At 69.4% G+C, this 13,379-nt stretch carries 15 protein-coding genes; 10 read left to right on the top strand and 5 right to left on the bottom strand.

Features of this window, described 5'->3' with window-relative positions:
- Positions 1-32: 32 nt before the first annotated feature.
- Positions 33-1,013 (bottom strand): quinone oxidoreductase family protein, encoded by a 981-nt coding sequence (locus SSP08S_RS45565; RefSeq protein ID WP_019074335.1) that lies wholly within the window; start codon positions 1,011-1,013, stop codon positions 33-35.
- A gap of 92 nt (positions 1,014-1,105) precedes the next feature.
- Here SSP08S_RS45565 and SSP08S_RS45560 point away from each other — a divergent pair, with 92 nt between their 5' ends.
- Together SSP08S_RS45560 and SSP08S_RS45555 are read left to right on the top strand one after the other, a co-directional pair.
- A complete protein-coding gene (locus SSP08S_RS45560) occupies positions 1,106-1,447 on the top strand; it encodes an ArsR/SmtB family transcription factor (protein WP_019074334.1) in 342 nt (113 codons plus the stop codon).
- Between the two features lie 57 nt (positions 1,448-1,504).
- Positions 1,505-2,350: an SDR family oxidoreductase gene (locus SSP08S_RS45555; protein WP_019074333.1), complete on the top strand. Its 846-nt coding sequence runs from the start codon at positions 1,505-1,507 to the stop codon at positions 2,348-2,350.
- A 20-nt stretch (positions 2,351-2,370) separates the two neighbouring features.
- Here the strand turns inward: SSP08S_RS45555 and dnaK are convergent, their stop codons facing one another.
- Positions 2,371-4,104, bottom strand: coding sequence for a molecular chaperone DnaK (gene dnaK, locus SSP08S_RS57240; protein WP_078532754.1), 1,734 nt, complete (start codon positions 4,102-4,104; stop codon positions 2,371-2,373).
- A 112-nt stretch (positions 4,105-4,216) separates the two neighbouring features.
- Between dnaK and SSP08S_RS45545 the strand changes: the two genes are divergently transcribed.
- Positions 4,217-4,873, top strand: a complete 657-nt coding sequence (locus SSP08S_RS45545; protein WP_019074331.1) for a hypothetical protein — start codon at positions 4,217-4,219, stop codon at positions 4,871-4,873.
- Here the strand turns inward: SSP08S_RS45545 and SSP08S_RS45540 are convergent.
- Positions 4,849-6,276, bottom strand: a complete 1,428-nt coding sequence (locus SSP08S_RS45540) for a purine-cytosine permease family protein (RefSeq protein ID WP_019074330.1) — start codon at positions 6,274-6,276, stop codon at positions 4,849-4,851. The two genes, SSP08S_RS45545 and SSP08S_RS45540, sit on opposite strands and share 25 nt — an antisense overlap.
- Positions 6,277-6,372: 96 nt before the next feature.
- Positions 6,373-6,672 (bottom strand): PLD nuclease N-terminal domain-containing protein, encoded by a 300-nt coding sequence (locus tag SSP08S_RS45535; protein ID WP_019074329.1) that lies wholly within the window; start codon positions 6,670-6,672, stop codon positions 6,373-6,375.
- Between the two features lie 76 nt (positions 6,673-6,748).
- On the opposite strand from SSP08S_RS45535, the gene SSP08S_RS45530 reads away from it, so the two are divergent.
- Both SSP08S_RS45530 and mqnP read left to right on the top strand, forming a co-directional pair.
- Positions 6,749-8,200: a menaquinone biosynthesis decarboxylase gene (locus SSP08S_RS45530; RefSeq protein WP_019074328.1), complete on the top strand. Its 1,452-nt coding sequence runs from the start codon at positions 6,749-6,751 to the stop codon at positions 8,198-8,200.
- On the top strand, positions 8,197-9,099 hold the full coding sequence (mqnP, locus tag SSP08S_RS45525; RefSeq protein ID WP_019074327.1) for a menaquinone biosynthesis prenyltransferase MqnP: 903 nt from the start codon (positions 8,197-8,199) through the stop codon (positions 9,097-9,099). The genes SSP08S_RS45530 and mqnP overlap by 4 nt, the downstream gene beginning before the upstream one ends.
- Positions 9,100-9,314: 215 nt before the next feature.
- Here the strand turns inward: mqnP and SSP08S_RS45520 are convergent, their stop codons facing one another.
- A complete protein-coding gene (locus SSP08S_RS45520; RefSeq protein ID WP_026179393.1) occupies positions 9,315-9,926 on the bottom strand; it encodes a rhomboid family intramembrane serine protease in 612 nt (203 codons plus the stop codon).
- A 91-nt stretch (positions 9,927-10,017) separates the two neighbouring features.
- Between SSP08S_RS45520 and SSP08S_RS45515 the strand changes: the two genes are divergently transcribed.
- The 5 genes from SSP08S_RS45515 to SSP08S_RS45495 all read left to right on the top strand — a co-directional run bounded on the left by SSP08S_RS45515 (position 10,018) and on the right by SSP08S_RS45495 (position 13,360).
- Positions 10,018-10,710 (top strand): UbiX family flavin prenyltransferase, encoded by a 693-nt coding sequence (locus SSP08S_RS45515; protein ID WP_078532753.1) that lies wholly within the window; start codon positions 10,018-10,020, stop codon positions 10,708-10,710.
- A 67-nt stretch (positions 10,711-10,777) separates the two neighbouring features.
- Positions 10,778-11,233 carry an Lrp/AsnC family transcriptional regulator gene (locus SSP08S_RS45510; protein WP_019074324.1) on the top strand — a complete coding sequence of 152 codons (456 nt, stop codon included), beginning with the start codon at positions 10,778-10,780 and terminating at the stop codon, positions 11,231-11,233.
- 41 nt (positions 11,234-11,274) lie between these two features.
- Positions 11,275-12,438, top strand: coding sequence for an aminofutalosine synthase MqnE (gene mqnE, locus SSP08S_RS45505; RefSeq protein ID WP_019074323.1), 1,164 nt, complete (start codon positions 11,275-11,277; stop codon positions 12,436-12,438).
- Between the two features lie 10 nt (positions 12,439-12,448).
- Positions 12,449-12,973, top strand: a complete 525-nt coding sequence (locus SSP08S_RS45500; RefSeq protein WP_019074322.1) for a GNAT family N-acetyltransferase — start codon at positions 12,449-12,451, stop codon at positions 12,971-12,973.
- Between the two features lie 87 nt (positions 12,974-13,060).
- Positions 13,061-13,360 (top strand): DUF4229 domain-containing protein, encoded by a 300-nt coding sequence (locus SSP08S_RS45495; RefSeq protein WP_019074321.1) that lies wholly within the window; start codon positions 13,061-13,063, stop codon positions 13,358-13,360.
- The last annotated feature ends 19 nt before the right edge of the window (positions 13,361-13,379 follow it).

Here is a 13,379-nt window from a genome sequence, read left to right as displayed (position 1 = left end):
CGGTGACTTCTAGCAACAGGCGCCCACTGCACTCACCGCGATTCCGCCACCCTGAGCAGCAACTTCCCCGTGCTCGTCCGTGCCCCCATCAACCGGTGTGCCTCGGCCGCCTCCGCCAGGTCGAACTCCGCCGTGACCGGCAACGACACGGTCCCGTCCGCCGCCGTGGCGAATGCCTGTTCGGTCAGGGTTCGGAGTGCCGTCGGGTCCGTCCTCGCGAGGGTGAGGATCGAGAAGCCGGAGACGGAGAGGGCGCCGGGGTACAGGTCGGGCTGGCCCACCTGCCACGGTGGCGCCGAGCTCGCGTTGCCGAAGGAGACCAGGCGGCCGTAGGTAGCGAGGGAGGCCAGGGCGGCGCGGAGGGTGTCGCCGCCCACCGGGTCCAGGGCCAGATCGACTCCGCGGCCGGACGTCGCCGCCCGCACCGGTGCCTCGAACTCGCCCACGAATACGTCGTCGTAGCCGTATCCCCGCGCGAACTCCGCCTTCGCCGCGCTCGATACGACCCCGTACACCGCCCCGGCCCCCGCCGCCCGCGCCAACTGCCCCACCACCGTGCCGATTCCGCCCGCCGCGCCCTGCACGAGCACCGTCTCGCCGGGCTGGAGGCGGCCGACGGTGTGGACGAGGGCGTAGGCGGTCGGGAGGACGGTGGGGAGGGTTGCGGCCGTGCGGAGGTCCACGTTCTTGGGGAGAGGGAAGGTCGTCGTCGCCTCGGTTGCGACCACCTCCGCGTACGCGCCGCCCGCCGTCAGGGCCGCCACCTCCTGACCCTCGGTGAGGCCTTCGACGCCGGCACCGACCTCTCGGATGCGGCCCGAGACCTCAAGTCCCGGTACGAAAGGGAGACTTGGCACCCGGTACCCCTCGGCGCGCGCCTTGAGGTCGGCGAAGTTCACCCCGGTATAGGTCACGTCGATGCTGACCTGTCCTGGGCCGGGGCGCGGGATCTCCGTCTCCACGACCTTCAGGACCTCGGGGCCGCCGTACTCCTGGAACTCGACTGCGCGCATGCCGTACACACTCCCCGCTCGACTGTTCAATGAAAAGCGAACACTCGCGAGTGTATGGTTTTCATCGAACACTCGGCAAGCGGGAGGCGGACATGGCGGCACAGCGGACCGGCGTCGGCACCAGCCACCGCCCCGCCCCCGAACACACCCACCCCGACGGCGTCCCCGTACAGACGGCTCTCGCCGCCCTCGCCGATCCCGTACGCATCACCCTGGTGAGGGAGTTGGCCGGTTCGGCGGACTGGTCCCGGAGTTGCGGCAGCTTCGACGTGCCGGTGGGCAAGGCCGCCCTGAGCCACCACTTCGCCGTGCTGCGGGGCGCGGGGATCGTGGAACAGCGGGACGAGGGGCCCAAGCGGGTCAACCGGCTGCGGAGGGAAGAGTTCGGCGCCCGGTTCCCGGGGCTGCTGGAACTCGTACTGCGTGCAGAATGAATCGGGTCATGTGCTGAACAAGTGCCCGTCGCACCCTCCCAGGCAAGGAATCCCCTCATGACCTCCCCGAAGACGGTTCTGATCACCGGCACGTCCTCCGGCATCGGCCTGGCCACGGCCGTAGGCACCGCACGGGCGGGCTGGACGACCGTCGCCACCATGCGCGACACCGGCAAGGCGGACGCCCTGCTCAAGGCCGCCACCGAGGCGGGCGTCGCGAACCGCGTCCAGGTCAGGCGCCTGGACGTGACCGACACCGACGGCCTCACCGCCTGCCTGGACGAGGTCGTCGCCGAGCACGGCCGCCTGGACGCGCTGGTCAACAACGCCGGGGCAGCCCAGGTCGGGACCATCGAGCAGAGCAGCGTCGAGGACGTCCGCGCGGCGATGGAGGTCAACTTCTTCGGCGTGGTGGCGATGACCCGGGCCGCCCTGCCGCACCTCCGCGCGTCGAAGGGCCGGGTGATCACCGTCACCAGCGTCGGCGGCGTCGTCGGCCAGCCCTTCAACGAGGCGTACTGCGCGGCCAAGTTCGCCGTCGAGGGCTTCATGCAGTCGCTCGCGCCGGTCGCCGCGACCGTCGGCGTCGACGTCACCGTGGTCGAACCGGGCGCGGTGGCGAGCGAGTTCGTCGCCAACCTCGGCCTGGACGTCCCGGCCCTGCTCGCCGCCGCCGGTCCGTATGCCCCGGCGCTTCAGGCCTACATCGCCCGCACCCAGCAGTCGTTCGGCAACGCCCAGACCCCGGCCGAGGCGGCCGCCCCGATCGTCGAGGCCCTGACCGCCGCCCACCCGCCCTTCCGCGTCCAGACCTCGCAGTGGGCCCGCGACTTCGTCGCCACGACCCTCGCCGACCCCGACGGCTCCGCCGTCCAGACCCTCACCGGCAGCTGGGTGCGCTGACCGTTCCGCGTCCGTGATGCTTAGGGCAGCCGGTCCAGTAACGCCCCGATGACAGCGGCGGCCCTCTCGGTGGCCTCGCGGACGGCCGCGGCGTCCGAGCCCTTCAGGGCTTCCTTGAGCTCGCCGACCGTGGACTCGATCTCGGTCCTGATGTCGGTCGGCACCGTGTCCCCGTGGTCCCCGCGATCCTTGAGGGACTTCTCGGTGGAGTTGATGAGCCGCTCGCCCTGGTCACGCGCCTCGGCGACCTCGCGGCGCAGACGCTCCCGCTCCGCGTACCGCTCGGCCTCACGCGTCATGCGCGCCAGGTCGGCCCTGGGCAGTGCGGAGCGGCCGGTGACCACCACGCGCCGCTCCATGCCACTGCCGAGGTCCTTGGCGGAGACGCCCAGGATGCCGTTGGCGTCGATGTCGAAGGCGATCTCGATCTGCGGGTCGCCGCTCTTCGCCGGAGGCAGACCGGTCAACTCGACTGTGCCGAGCTTCTTGTTGTACGCGGTGATCGCGCGCTCGCCCTGGAAGACCTCGATACTTAACTCCGCCTGGCTGTCCCGTGCCGTCGTGAAGATCTCGGAGCGCTTGGTCGGGATCGTGGTGTTGCGCTCGATGAGCTTGCTCATGATGCCGCCCTTGGTCTCGATGCCTAAGGACATCGGGGTGACGTCGAGCAGCATGAGGTCCCGGGTCTCGTGCTTGAGGATGGCCGCCTGGAGTGCGGCACCGGCGGCGACCGGGTCGTCCGAACGGACGCGTCGGCGTTCCTTGCCCCCGGTCAGTTCGTCGATCAGCTCGATGACGGCGGGCATCCGGGTGGAGCCGCCGACGAGGACGACATGGTCGATGTCCTTGAGGGGGATGCCCGCGTCCTTGAGGACGTTGTGGAACGGCGCCTTGCAGCGTTCCAGGAGGTCGGCCGTCAGCTGCTGGAACATGTCTCGGGTGAGCCTCTCCTCCAGGTGCAGCGGTCCCTTGGCGTAGGAGGTCGTGAGGTAGGGCAGCACGATCGTGGTCTCGGTGGTCGAGGACAGCTCGGTCTTAGCCTTCTCCGCGGCCTCGCGCAGGCGCCGTAGCGCGGCCCCGTCGTCGGTGAGGCGGAAGCGGTGGCCGACTGTGAACTGCTCGACCAGGTGGTCGACGACGCGCTGGTCCCAGTCGTCACCGCCGAGCCGGTTGTCGCCGCTGGTGGCCTTCACCTCCACCACGCCGCCGTCGATCTCCAGCAGCGACACGTCGAAGGTGCCGCCCCCGAAGTGGATGACCACGACTGTCTCGTCGTCCTTGTCCACCCCGTAGGCGAGAGCGGCGGCGGTCGGCTCGCTGATGATGCGCAGGACGTTCAGCCCCGCGATCTCGCCGGCCTCCTTGGTGGCCTGCCGCTCGGAGTCGCCGAAGTACGCCGGGACGGTGATCACGGCGTCGGTGACCGTCTCGCGCAGGTAGGCCTCGGCGTCCCGTTTCAGCTTCTGCAGGACGAACGCGCTGATCTGCTGCGGGTTGAAGGTCTTCCCGTCGAGCTCGATCGTCCAATCGGTGCCCATGTGACGCTTGACCGAACTGATGGTGCGGTCCGCGTTGGTCACGGCCTGCCGCCTGGCCGACTCGCCGACCAGCACCTCGCCGTCCTTCGTGAAGGCGACGACGGACGGTGTGGTCCTGGCGCCCTCCGCGTTGCTGATGACGGTGGGCTCACCGCCCTCGACGACACTGACCGTGGAATGCGTCGTACCAAGGTCGATCCCCACTGCACGAGCCACTGTGCACCCCCCCGGGTTGCCTTTTCATCAGGCTGCCCCGACGGTGGGCTCCGAACGCCTCCGGCTCCCGCCGCGTCACAGTGTCGGGTCAGGCGTAGGAGGGGGATTCGGCGTGAAGAAGCATCTGAAGAAGTACCTGTGGACCTTCGTGGTCGTCGCGATCGTCGCTGTGGCGGTCCTGGCCGCTCTGGCCGTGCGCGGGCTCATGAATATGGGTGCCGACGACAGGACCGTGAGCGGCGCCCGGCCGAAGGCCGTCACCGGCGCCGGCGTCGATCGCGAGTGCGTCGGCACCCGCCCCGTCGACAGCCTCCCCCACGCCTACGACGACGACTCCCCCCTCGAACCCCTCGAACGCGTCGTCGCCCGCATCGACAAGCTCGCCCACGCCCACCGCTACGCCTCCGTGTACACCGGCCTCGCCCTCGACGAGGACAGCAGGAGCCTGGACGTGTGGCGCGTGCCCTCGGCCGCCTTCGACGACGAGGTCTGCGGGTCCGTCGTGAAGGGCGTGACCGTGCGGCTGCGCGACGCCGACGTCGACCGGAAGACGCTCGACGCGCTGGCCGAGCGCGTCGGCGACGACATGAGGCGCTGGGACGGCACCTTCCAGATGCGCGAAGTCGGCGTGGACGAGCGGGGGTTCGTGCGGGTCGGGGTCGACGACCCCGACACGGCACGACCGATCGTCGAGAAGGCCTACGGCGCGGAGAACGGCCGGTACATCAGGGTCGAGCACGTGGATCAGGCGTCGGCCCTGACCGGTTGAGCCTGAACCCGCCCCTTCGTTCCCAGTGCCGACCGCAGCACCGCATACAGCACCGCGCTCAGCACGAACCCCACGATCGGCGTACTGTCGCCGAACGACGGCCAGTGCTTCGGGACGTAGCCGACGTAGTCCTCCTGGTTGGAGAAGAGCGGGACCGAGACCGCGATGCCGATCAACAGGGCTGCCAGGCCGGGCCAGTTGGTGAAGGTGGGGTCGGTGAGGCGGGGAGCCAGTTCCTCGGTGGGCGTACGGGACTGGAACCAGCGCTCCACCAGGACCACGCCCAGCCAGGGTGCCACCCAGTACGCGATGACCAGCAGGAACGCCTCGTACGCCGAGCCCGCGTCGGACAGCGACGCCCACGCCGCCGCCGTACCGGCCACGCCCGAGACCACCACCAGGACACTGCGATTGAGCCACGCGGGGAGCTTCAGGCCCAGCGCGGTGAGGGAGATCGCGCCGGAGTAGACGTTCAGGGCGTTCGCCGAGACCGCGCCGAGGATGATCGCGATCAGCACCAAGTCGCCCAGCCAGCCGGGGAGATGGCCGGTGAAGGCGGCCGTCGGGGTGGCGTCCTTGGGGGCGACGAGCGTTGCCGAGGCCGCGCCCATGACGGCGACGATCGTGACCGACACGAACAGGCCGACCGCCGGGTAGAGGATGGTCTTGAACTTGTTCGCCGTACGGGGGAGATAGCGCGAGTAGTCCGTGGCGTACGGGTTCCAGCCCGCCGCGTAGCCCCAGGCCGCGCTGAACGCGAGCAGGAAGCCGCCCACGCCGCCGCCCGTGCCGCCCCCGCCGAGGTGCGCGTCCTTGAAGGTCCACACGCCGGCCAGCAGGAAGATCACCGCGAGTGCCGGGAACGCGTACTTCTCGAAGGTGTGCACGAAGTTGTGGCCGATGAAGCCGATCAGGATCTCGGCCACGACCACCAGCAACAGCGACGGCAGGGGACGTAGACCCGTCAGTGTGTTCAGTGCGAAGGCCGCGCTCACGCTGTTCACCGCGAACCAACCGACGCCCGCGACAAGGCCGTTGGCCGCCGACGGGAGGATGTTGCCGCGGAAGCCGAAGGAGAAGCGGCCGATCACCATCTGCGGGACGCCGAAGCGCGGGCCGTCCAGGGAGAGGAAGCCCTGGGTGATCGCGCCGAGGCCGGTGCCCAGGACGATCGCGGCGGTCGCCTGCCAGAAGCTCAGGCCGAAGAAGAGGACCGAGATCACACCGATGTAGACGGTCGCGAACTCGATGTTCGGGGAGGCCCAGGTCCAGAGCAGCTGGAGCGGGCTGCCGTGGCGTTCCGTGTCGGGGATGGGCTCGGCACCGGCCGTCTCGACGGCGATGACCTTGTCACCGTATTCGGGGGCGAGGGTGCCGGTTGAGTCGGCGGGAGCAGTCGTCATGCGAGGTAAGTGTCCGGTTCCTGCCGGTCCGGGCCCAGAGGCGCATTGTCCGTACCGGGCCGCTCACCGGCGTACAACCTGCACGTACTGCTCGGTCTACTCGGTCTTCGGGTCCGGCTTCGGGTCGTCCTTGTTCAGGGACTTCAGGAACTCGGGGTTGTCGTCCGGCGCGACCCACCGGCCCTCCGCGGCCGTCGCCCCGTCCGGGTTCCGCCGCGCCCGGCCCGCGATCAGCCACGCGACCGGACCGACCAGGACCTCGCCGAAGAGCAGGATCACGAACACCCACGCCAGCTTCGGCATGCCCCGCACATCCTCCTCGGGTGTGTTCAGGCAGTCCACGAAGGCGTAGATCCACAGGGCCAGGACCAGCAGGAAGGGCAGATACCTGAGCATGGCGGCGAGATTCTCCTGAGTGGTGGGACGGCCCCGGTGACGGGGTCAGGTTAGCGGGTGGCCGATACTTGGACACATGGCTTACGACGATCTTCGCTCCCTGCTCAGGGCACTGGAGCGCGAGGGAGACCTCAAGCGCATCAAGGCCGAGGTGGACCCGTATCTGGAGGTCGGGGAGATCGTCGACCGGGTCCAGAAGGCCGGTGGGCCCGCGCTTCTCTTCGAGAACGTCCGCGGATCGAGCATGCCCCTCGCCATGAACGTCTTCGGGACCGACCGGCGGCTGCTGAAGGCACTCGGGCTGAAGTCGTACGGCGACATCTCCGACAAGATCGGCGGGCTGCTGCGGCCCGAGCTGCCCCAGGGGTTCGTGGGGGTGCGGGACGCCTTCGGGAAGCTCGGTGCGATGACGCACGTACCGCCGAAGAAGGTCAAGGACGCGCCCGTGCAGGAGGTCGTCCTCCAAGGGGACGACGTCGATCTCGACGCGCTGCCCGCGCTGTTCACCTGGCCGCAGGACGGCGGGTCCTTCTTCAATCTGGGGCTCACGCACACCAAGGACCCGGAGAGCGGGATCCGCAATCTCGGGCTCTACCGGCTCCAGCGGCACGACAAGCGCACCATCGGCATGCACTGGCAGATCCACAAGGACAGCCGGAACCACTACCAGGTCGCCGCGCGGCGGGGCGAGCGGCTGCCGGTCGCGATCGCCTTCGGGTGTCCGCCGGCCGTGACCTACGCCTCCACCGCGCCGCTTCCCGGGGACATCGACGAGTACCTGTTCGCCGGGTTCATCGCGGGTAAGCGGATCGAGATGGTCGACTGCAAGACCGTGCCGTTGCAGGTGCCGGCGCAGGCCGAGGTCGTCATCGAAGGGTGGCTGGAGCCCGGCGAGATGCTGCCGGAGGGGCCGTTCGGGGACCACACCGGTTTCTACACGCCGCAGGAGCCCTTCCCGGCCCTCACCATCGACTGCGTCACGATGCGGAAGCGGCCGTTGCTTCAGTCGATCGTCGTAGGGCGGCCTCCGACGGAGGACGGACCGCTGGGACGGGCGACGGAGCGGTTCTTCCTGCCGCTGCTGAAGATCATCGTGCCGGACATCGTGGACTACCACCTGCCCGAAGCGGGCGGATTCCACAACTGCGCGATCGTCTCCATCGACAAGAAGTACCCGAAGCACGCCCAGAAGGTGATGCACGCGGTCTGGGGTGCGCACATGATGTCCCTGACCAAGCTGATCGTGGTCGTCGACGCCGACTGCGACGTCCACGATCTGCACGAGGTCGCGTGGCGGGCGCTGGGCAACACGGACTACGCCCGTGACCTCTCGGTCGTGGAAGGACCCGTCGATCATCTCGACCATGCCTCCTACCAGCAGTTCTGGGGCGGCAAGGCGGGGATCGACGCGACGAGGAAGTGGCCCGAGGAGGGCTACACGCGGGACGGCGGCTGGCCCGAGATGGTGCTGTCCGACCCGGAGACGGCGGCGAAGGTCGACCGCCGGTGGAAGGAGTACGGCCTGTGAGCAGCGCGTCAGCCGCGATCCCGCAGCCGGGGCGCACCAAGGCGTTCCTACGCCTCGTCATGATCGAGCACTCCGTCTTCGCCCTGCCCTTCGCCTACATCGCGGCGCTGACCGCGATGTTCCAGTGGGACAAGAACATCCACTGGGGGCGGTTGCTGCTGGTCACCATCTGCATGGTGGGCCTGCGGACGTTCGCGATGGCGGTGAACCGGATCATCGACCGGGAGATCGACGCCCGTAACCCGCGCACCGCGCACCGCGAGCTGGTGACCGGCGCGATGACGGTCAAGCACGCGTGGACGGGCGCGCTCGTCGCGCTGGTCGTGTTCCTGGGTTCGGCGGCCCTGCTGAATCCCCTCTGTCTGGCACTGGCTCCCATCGCGGTGATCCCGATGGTGATCTACCCGTACGGCAAGCGGTTCACGAACTTCCCGCAGGCCATCCTCGGTCTCGCCCAGGCGATGGGCCCGGTCGGCGGCTGGCTGGCGATCACCGGCGAGTGGTCCTGGGACGCGGTGATCCTCGGTCTCGCCGTCGGCATCTGGATCGGCGGCTTCGACCTGATCTACGCCTGCCAGGACATCGAGACCGACCGCGAGATCGGCGTCATGTCGGTCCCGGCCCGCTTCGGCATCCCGGCGTCCATCTGGGGCGCGCGCGTCTGCCACACCGTCACCACGGCCCTCCTCGCCTGGTACGGAGCGGCGACCGGCGCGGGCGCCTTCTTCTGGTTCGGCCTGCTGATCGTCGCGGGCGCGTTCGTCTACGAGCACTCGATTGTCCGGCCGCATGATCTTTCGCGGTTGAACAGGGCGTTCTTCAGCGTCAACGGGTTCATCGGGATTGCCCTGTTCGTGTGCGCGCTGCTGGATCTGCTGGTGCGCGGGCTGACTGTCTGAGCGCGGGCCCGGACGGGTCTGCGCGGTCAGCGTGCCGCGCCGCCGGTTGGTGCTGCGGCGCCGGAACGCGAAGTCCGGCCGGAGTGCGGCGGCGGCCCCGCACGGTCAGCGCGACGGCTGCCTCCGCGATCGGTTCAGCGGCGCCTCGCGTGGCCGGTGCGAGAGTTCTCCGCGCGGTCGGCGCGCGGTCCCCTACGCCGTCGGCACGCAGCTGCCTACACGCTCAGTGCGCCGCGCTCCCTGGCGATGGGCCGCCGCCGGAACGCGAACGCCGCCCCCACCCCCGCCGCCAGCCCGATCAGGTGCGCCTGCCAGCTGACGCCCGACTGTGTGGGCGCGAGCCCGAGCAGCATCGACGTGCCCCAGACCACGCCGATGAGCAGGCCGACGGCTATGCCCAGCGGGCGGCGCTCGACGAAGCCGGTGACCAGCAGGAAGCCGAAGAGGCCGAAGATCAGGCCGGAGGCGCCCGCCGTGTTGGTGTGCGCCGGGGATATGAGCCAGACGCCGAGACCGTCCGCCACGATGATCAGCGCGCAGACCATGGCGAAGCGACGGATGCCGCCCAGCGCCGCCAGGAAGCCGAACACCAGCAGCGGCACACTGTTCGCCGCCACATGGGCGAAGCCGAAGTGGATGAACGCGGCCGGCACGATGTCGATCAGCTGGGACGGCTCGCGCGGCACGATCCCGAGGCTGTCGAGCGCGTGGCCGGACACCACGTCCACCACTTCGAGCAGCCACAACAGCGCGACCCAGCCCACCATCAGCTTGGCCGCGGCCTTCGCGCGGTCGCCCCGCGACCACTGCAACTCCGTACCGGACATGGCACCCCCCACGGTCCACTCGTCCACACAGAAGAACGCCCCGGCACCCTTGACCGGTTCCCGTTCCGCGACGCCAGCTAGGCTCGGTCCCGTGAACCCAGTCAAGCCAGGAGAGACGCCGCGTACGCCTTGGATCGTAGGGGTGTCCGGCGCTTCCGGCACCCCATACGCGGCTGCGGTGCTGCGCGGGCTGCTCGACGCGGGCGAGAGTGTCGACCTCGTCGTGTCCCGGGCGTCCCGGCTCACCCTCCTCGACGAGACGGGGATCTCCTTCAGGGACGCGCACTGGCAGGACGACCTGCGCGAATGGCTGGCCCGCGGCGCCGACGGCAAGCCCGGCACCTTCCAGCACGCCATCGACACCGACGCCGTACGGCACTGGAGCGCGGGCGACCTCGCGGCGGGGCCGTCCTCGGGGTCGTACCCCGCGAAGGGGATGCTGATCGTGCCCGCGTCGACCGCCTGTGTCGCCGGGGTCGCCCTCGGGCTGAGCAAGGACCTGTTGCAGCGCGCGGCGAGCGTGACCCTCAAGGAGCGGCGCCGGCTGGTGGTCGCCGTACGCGAGACGCCGTTGAACGGGCAGACGCTGCGGCACCTGGTGACCCTGGACGACCTGGGCGCGGCCGTGGTGCCGGCCTCGCCCGGTTTCTACGCCGGCGCCACCCGCATCCAGGACCTGGTGGACTTCGTCGCCGGGCGGGTCCTGGACGCGGCGGGCGTCGAGCACGATCTGTACCGCCGGTGGAAGGGCGACCTCGGGGGTTCCCGCACCACCGACAACTGACGCACCACCGACAACTGACGTACGGCACCCACGTATTCATCCTCATCACCGGAAGGCAATCGATCGCATGGACGCGGTGGACAGGCAGCTCATCCAGGCCCTGAGAGAGAACGGCCGGGCCTCCTACGCGGAGCTGGGGCGCCTCGTCGGCCTGTCGGGACCCAGCGTCACCGACCGCATCAACCGGCTGGAGGCGGCCGGTGTCATCACCGGCTACCGCGCGACCGTCGACTCGGCCTCCCTCGGCCTCGGCGTGATCGCCCTGATCGGCATCTCCCTCTCGGACGCCGCCGACCACGAGGACGTGGCGGCCCGGCTGAAGGACCTCAGCGAGATCGAGGACTGCTGGTTCATCGCGGGCGAGGACTCGTTCATGCTCAAGGTGCGGGCACCGGACGTGGACGGCCTGGAGAAGACCATCCGGCGGCTGTCCGGGACCAAGGGCGTGTCCCGTACGCGTACGACCATCGTGCTCTCCACGAAGTGGGAGAACCGGGTCGGAGAGCTGCCCGAAGAGTCGTAGGCGTACGGTTTATCAAGGTTGTCTCAGGAAGAGGTAAGGGCATGGATGTCGGGCTCAAGCGCGAGCTGGAGCAGAAGGTCCGCTCCGGTGAGCGGCTGTCCCGCGAGGACGGCGTCGCGCTGTACGAGTCGGACGACCTGGCCTGGCTGGGCGGGCTGGCGCACGAGGTGCGGACGCGGAAGAACGGCGATGTCGTCCACTTCAACGTCAACCGCCACCTCAACATGACCAACGTGTGCACGGCGTCCTGCGCCTACTGCTCGTTCCAGCGCAAGCCGGGCGAGAAGGACGCGTACACGATGCGCATCGAGGAGGCCGTCCGCCTCGCCAAGGCGATGGAGGGCGAGAACCTCACCGAGCTGCACATCGTCAACGGCCTGCACCCGAACCTCCCCTGGCGCTACTACCCGCGCTCCCTGAGCGAGCTGAAGAAGGCCCTCCCGAACGTCTCGCTGAAGGCCTTCACGGCGACGGAGATCCATCACTTCGAGACGATCTCGGGGCTCTCCGCCTCCGAGATCCTCGACGAGCTGATCGACGCGGGTCTGGAGTCGTTGACCGGCGGTGGCGCCGAGATCTTCGACTGGGAGGTCCGTCAGCACATCGTGGACCACCGCACGCACTGGGAGGACTGGTCGCGCATCCACCGGCTGGCGCACGAGAAGGGGCTCAAGACCCCGTGCACCATGCTCTACGGCCACATCGAGGAGCCCCGCCACCGCGTGGACCACGTGCTGCGGCTGCGTGAACTCCAGGACGAGACCGGCGGTTTCCAGGTCTTCATCCCGCTGCGCTACCAGCACGACTTCGTGGACATGAAGGACGGCAAGGTCCGCAACCGGCTCCAGGCGCGCACGCAGATGGCGACCGGCGCCGAGGCCCTGAAGACCTTCGCGGTCTCGCGGCTGCTCTTCGACAACGTCCCGCACGTCAAGGTCTTCTGGGTCATGCACGGCGTCCAGACCGCGCAGCTCGCGCTCCAGCACGGCGCGGACGACATGGACGGCTCGGTCGTCGAGTACAAGATCACGCACGACGCCGACAACTACGGCACCCCGAACAAGCTCACCCGCGACGACCTCCTCGACCTGATCCGCGACGCCGGTTTCCAGCCGGTCGAGCGGAACACGCGCTACGAGATCATCCGCGAGTACGACGGCCCGGACCCGGCGCGGCGCGAGTCCCCGCAGCCGATGCGAGTGTGACCACCGAACGATGGCGCTCACTTTCGAACTGGACCCCGCGATAACCCCTGCCCTGCGCGAGGAGATCCTCACGCTGTGGGCGGACGTCTCCAACGCGGGCGGCTCGGTCGGTTTCGTCGCGCCGGTCACGGTGGACGAGATACGGCCCGAGCTGATCAAGCACTTCGTCTCCATGGCGGAGGGCCGCACCCGGCTGCTGGTCGGCCGCGACGAGAGGGGCACGGTCGCCGCGACCGTGTTCCTCGCGTTCAACACCCACCGGCTGATGCTGCACTGGCTGTGGCTCTACACGGTGATGGTCCACCCCCGCCACCAGGGCAAGGGTTACGGGCGGGATCTGCTGGCCGCCGCCGAGACGGCCGCGCGCGGTCTCGACGGCATCGAGGCGATCCGCCTCACCTGCCGGGGCGGGCACGGCCTGGAGCGGTTCTACGGCTCCTGCGGCTACAAGGAGGTCGGCCGGGTGCCCGGCGCGATCCGCGTCGCCCCGGGGGACGACCGGGACGACATCTTCATGCTGCTGCCGTTGATGTGAGCGGCGCGCACCCCGCCCGAAGATCGGTGGGGGCGCGTGCTTCACTGGTTGGGCCTGTTCGTCACGGTTACGGAAGAGTGGATTGAGATGTTCCGCTACACGCTGATGCGCCTCGGAGTCTTCGCGGGCTGCCTCGGAGTCGTCTGGGGCCTCGTCTACCTCGGCGTCTTCCCGCGCGGCTTCGGCGAGTCCAACGGCATGTGGATCGTGCTGCTGGCGCTGGTGATCTCGGCGCCGATCAGCTTCGTGGTGCTGCGCGGGGTGCGCGACCGGGCCTCGGTGCAGATCGTCGAGCGGGTCGACCGGATGAAGGCGAACCTGGACGCCAACCGCAACCAGGAGGACGAGGCGGTCGACGCCGCCGGACCGCAGGGCCAGACCTCCTGACACCTGGGGCCGAACTACC

The sequence above is a fragment of the Streptomyces hokutonensis genome (assembly GCF_000376565.1).
GTDB classification, from domain to species: domain Bacteria; phylum Actinomycetota; class Actinomycetes; order Streptomycetales; family Streptomycetaceae; genus Streptomyces; species Streptomyces hokutonensis.
The sequence above is the reverse complement of the archived record's forward strand: the minus strand, read 5'-3'. Positions and strand labels throughout refer to the sequence as shown.

Bases quoted from the DNA above. Each gene is read 5' to 3' on its own strand.
- SSP08S_RS45535 (WP_019074329.1), bottom strand. From the start codon at position 6,672: ATGCTCAGGTATCTGCCCTTCCTGCTGGTCCTGGCCCTGTGGATCTAC.
- SSP08S_RS45540 (WP_019074330.1), bottom strand. From the start codon at position 6,276: ATGACGACTGCTCCCGCCGACTCAACCGGCACCCTCGCCCCCGAATAC.
- SSP08S_RS45510 (WP_019074324.1), top strand. From the start codon at position 10,778: ATGGACGCGGTGGACAGGCAGCTCATCCAGGCCCTGAGAGAGAACGGC.
- SSP08S_RS45555 (WP_019074333.1), top strand. From the start codon at position 1,505: ATGACCTCCCCGAAGACGGTTCTGATCACCGGCACGTCCTCCGGCATC.
- SSP08S_RS45560 (WP_019074334.1), top strand. From the start codon at position 1,106: ATGGCGGCACAGCGGACCGGCGTCGGCACCAGCCACCGCCCCGCCCCC.
- SSP08S_RS45530 (WP_019074328.1), top strand. From the start codon at position 6,749: ATGGCTTACGACGATCTTCGCTCCCTGCTCAGGGCACTGGAGCGCGAG.
- SSP08S_RS45500 (WP_019074322.1), top strand. From the start codon at position 12,449: ATGGCGCTCACTTTCGAACTGGACCCCGCGATAACCCCTGCCCTGCGC.
- SSP08S_RS45520 (WP_026179393.1), bottom strand. From the start codon at position 9,926: ATGTCCGGTACGGAGTTGCAGTGGTCGCGGGGCGACCGCGCGAAGGCC.
- mqnE (WP_019074323.1), top strand. From the start codon at position 11,275: ATGGATGTCGGGCTCAAGCGCGAGCTGGAGCAGAAGGTCCGCTCCGGT.
- SSP08S_RS45495 (WP_019074321.1), top strand. From the start codon at position 13,061: ATGTTCCGCTACACGCTGATGCGCCTCGGAGTCTTCGCGGGCTGCCTC.
- SSP08S_RS45565 (WP_019074335.1), bottom strand. From the start codon at position 1,013: ATGCGCGCAGTCGAGTTCCAGGAGTACGGCGGCCCCGAGGTCCTGAAG.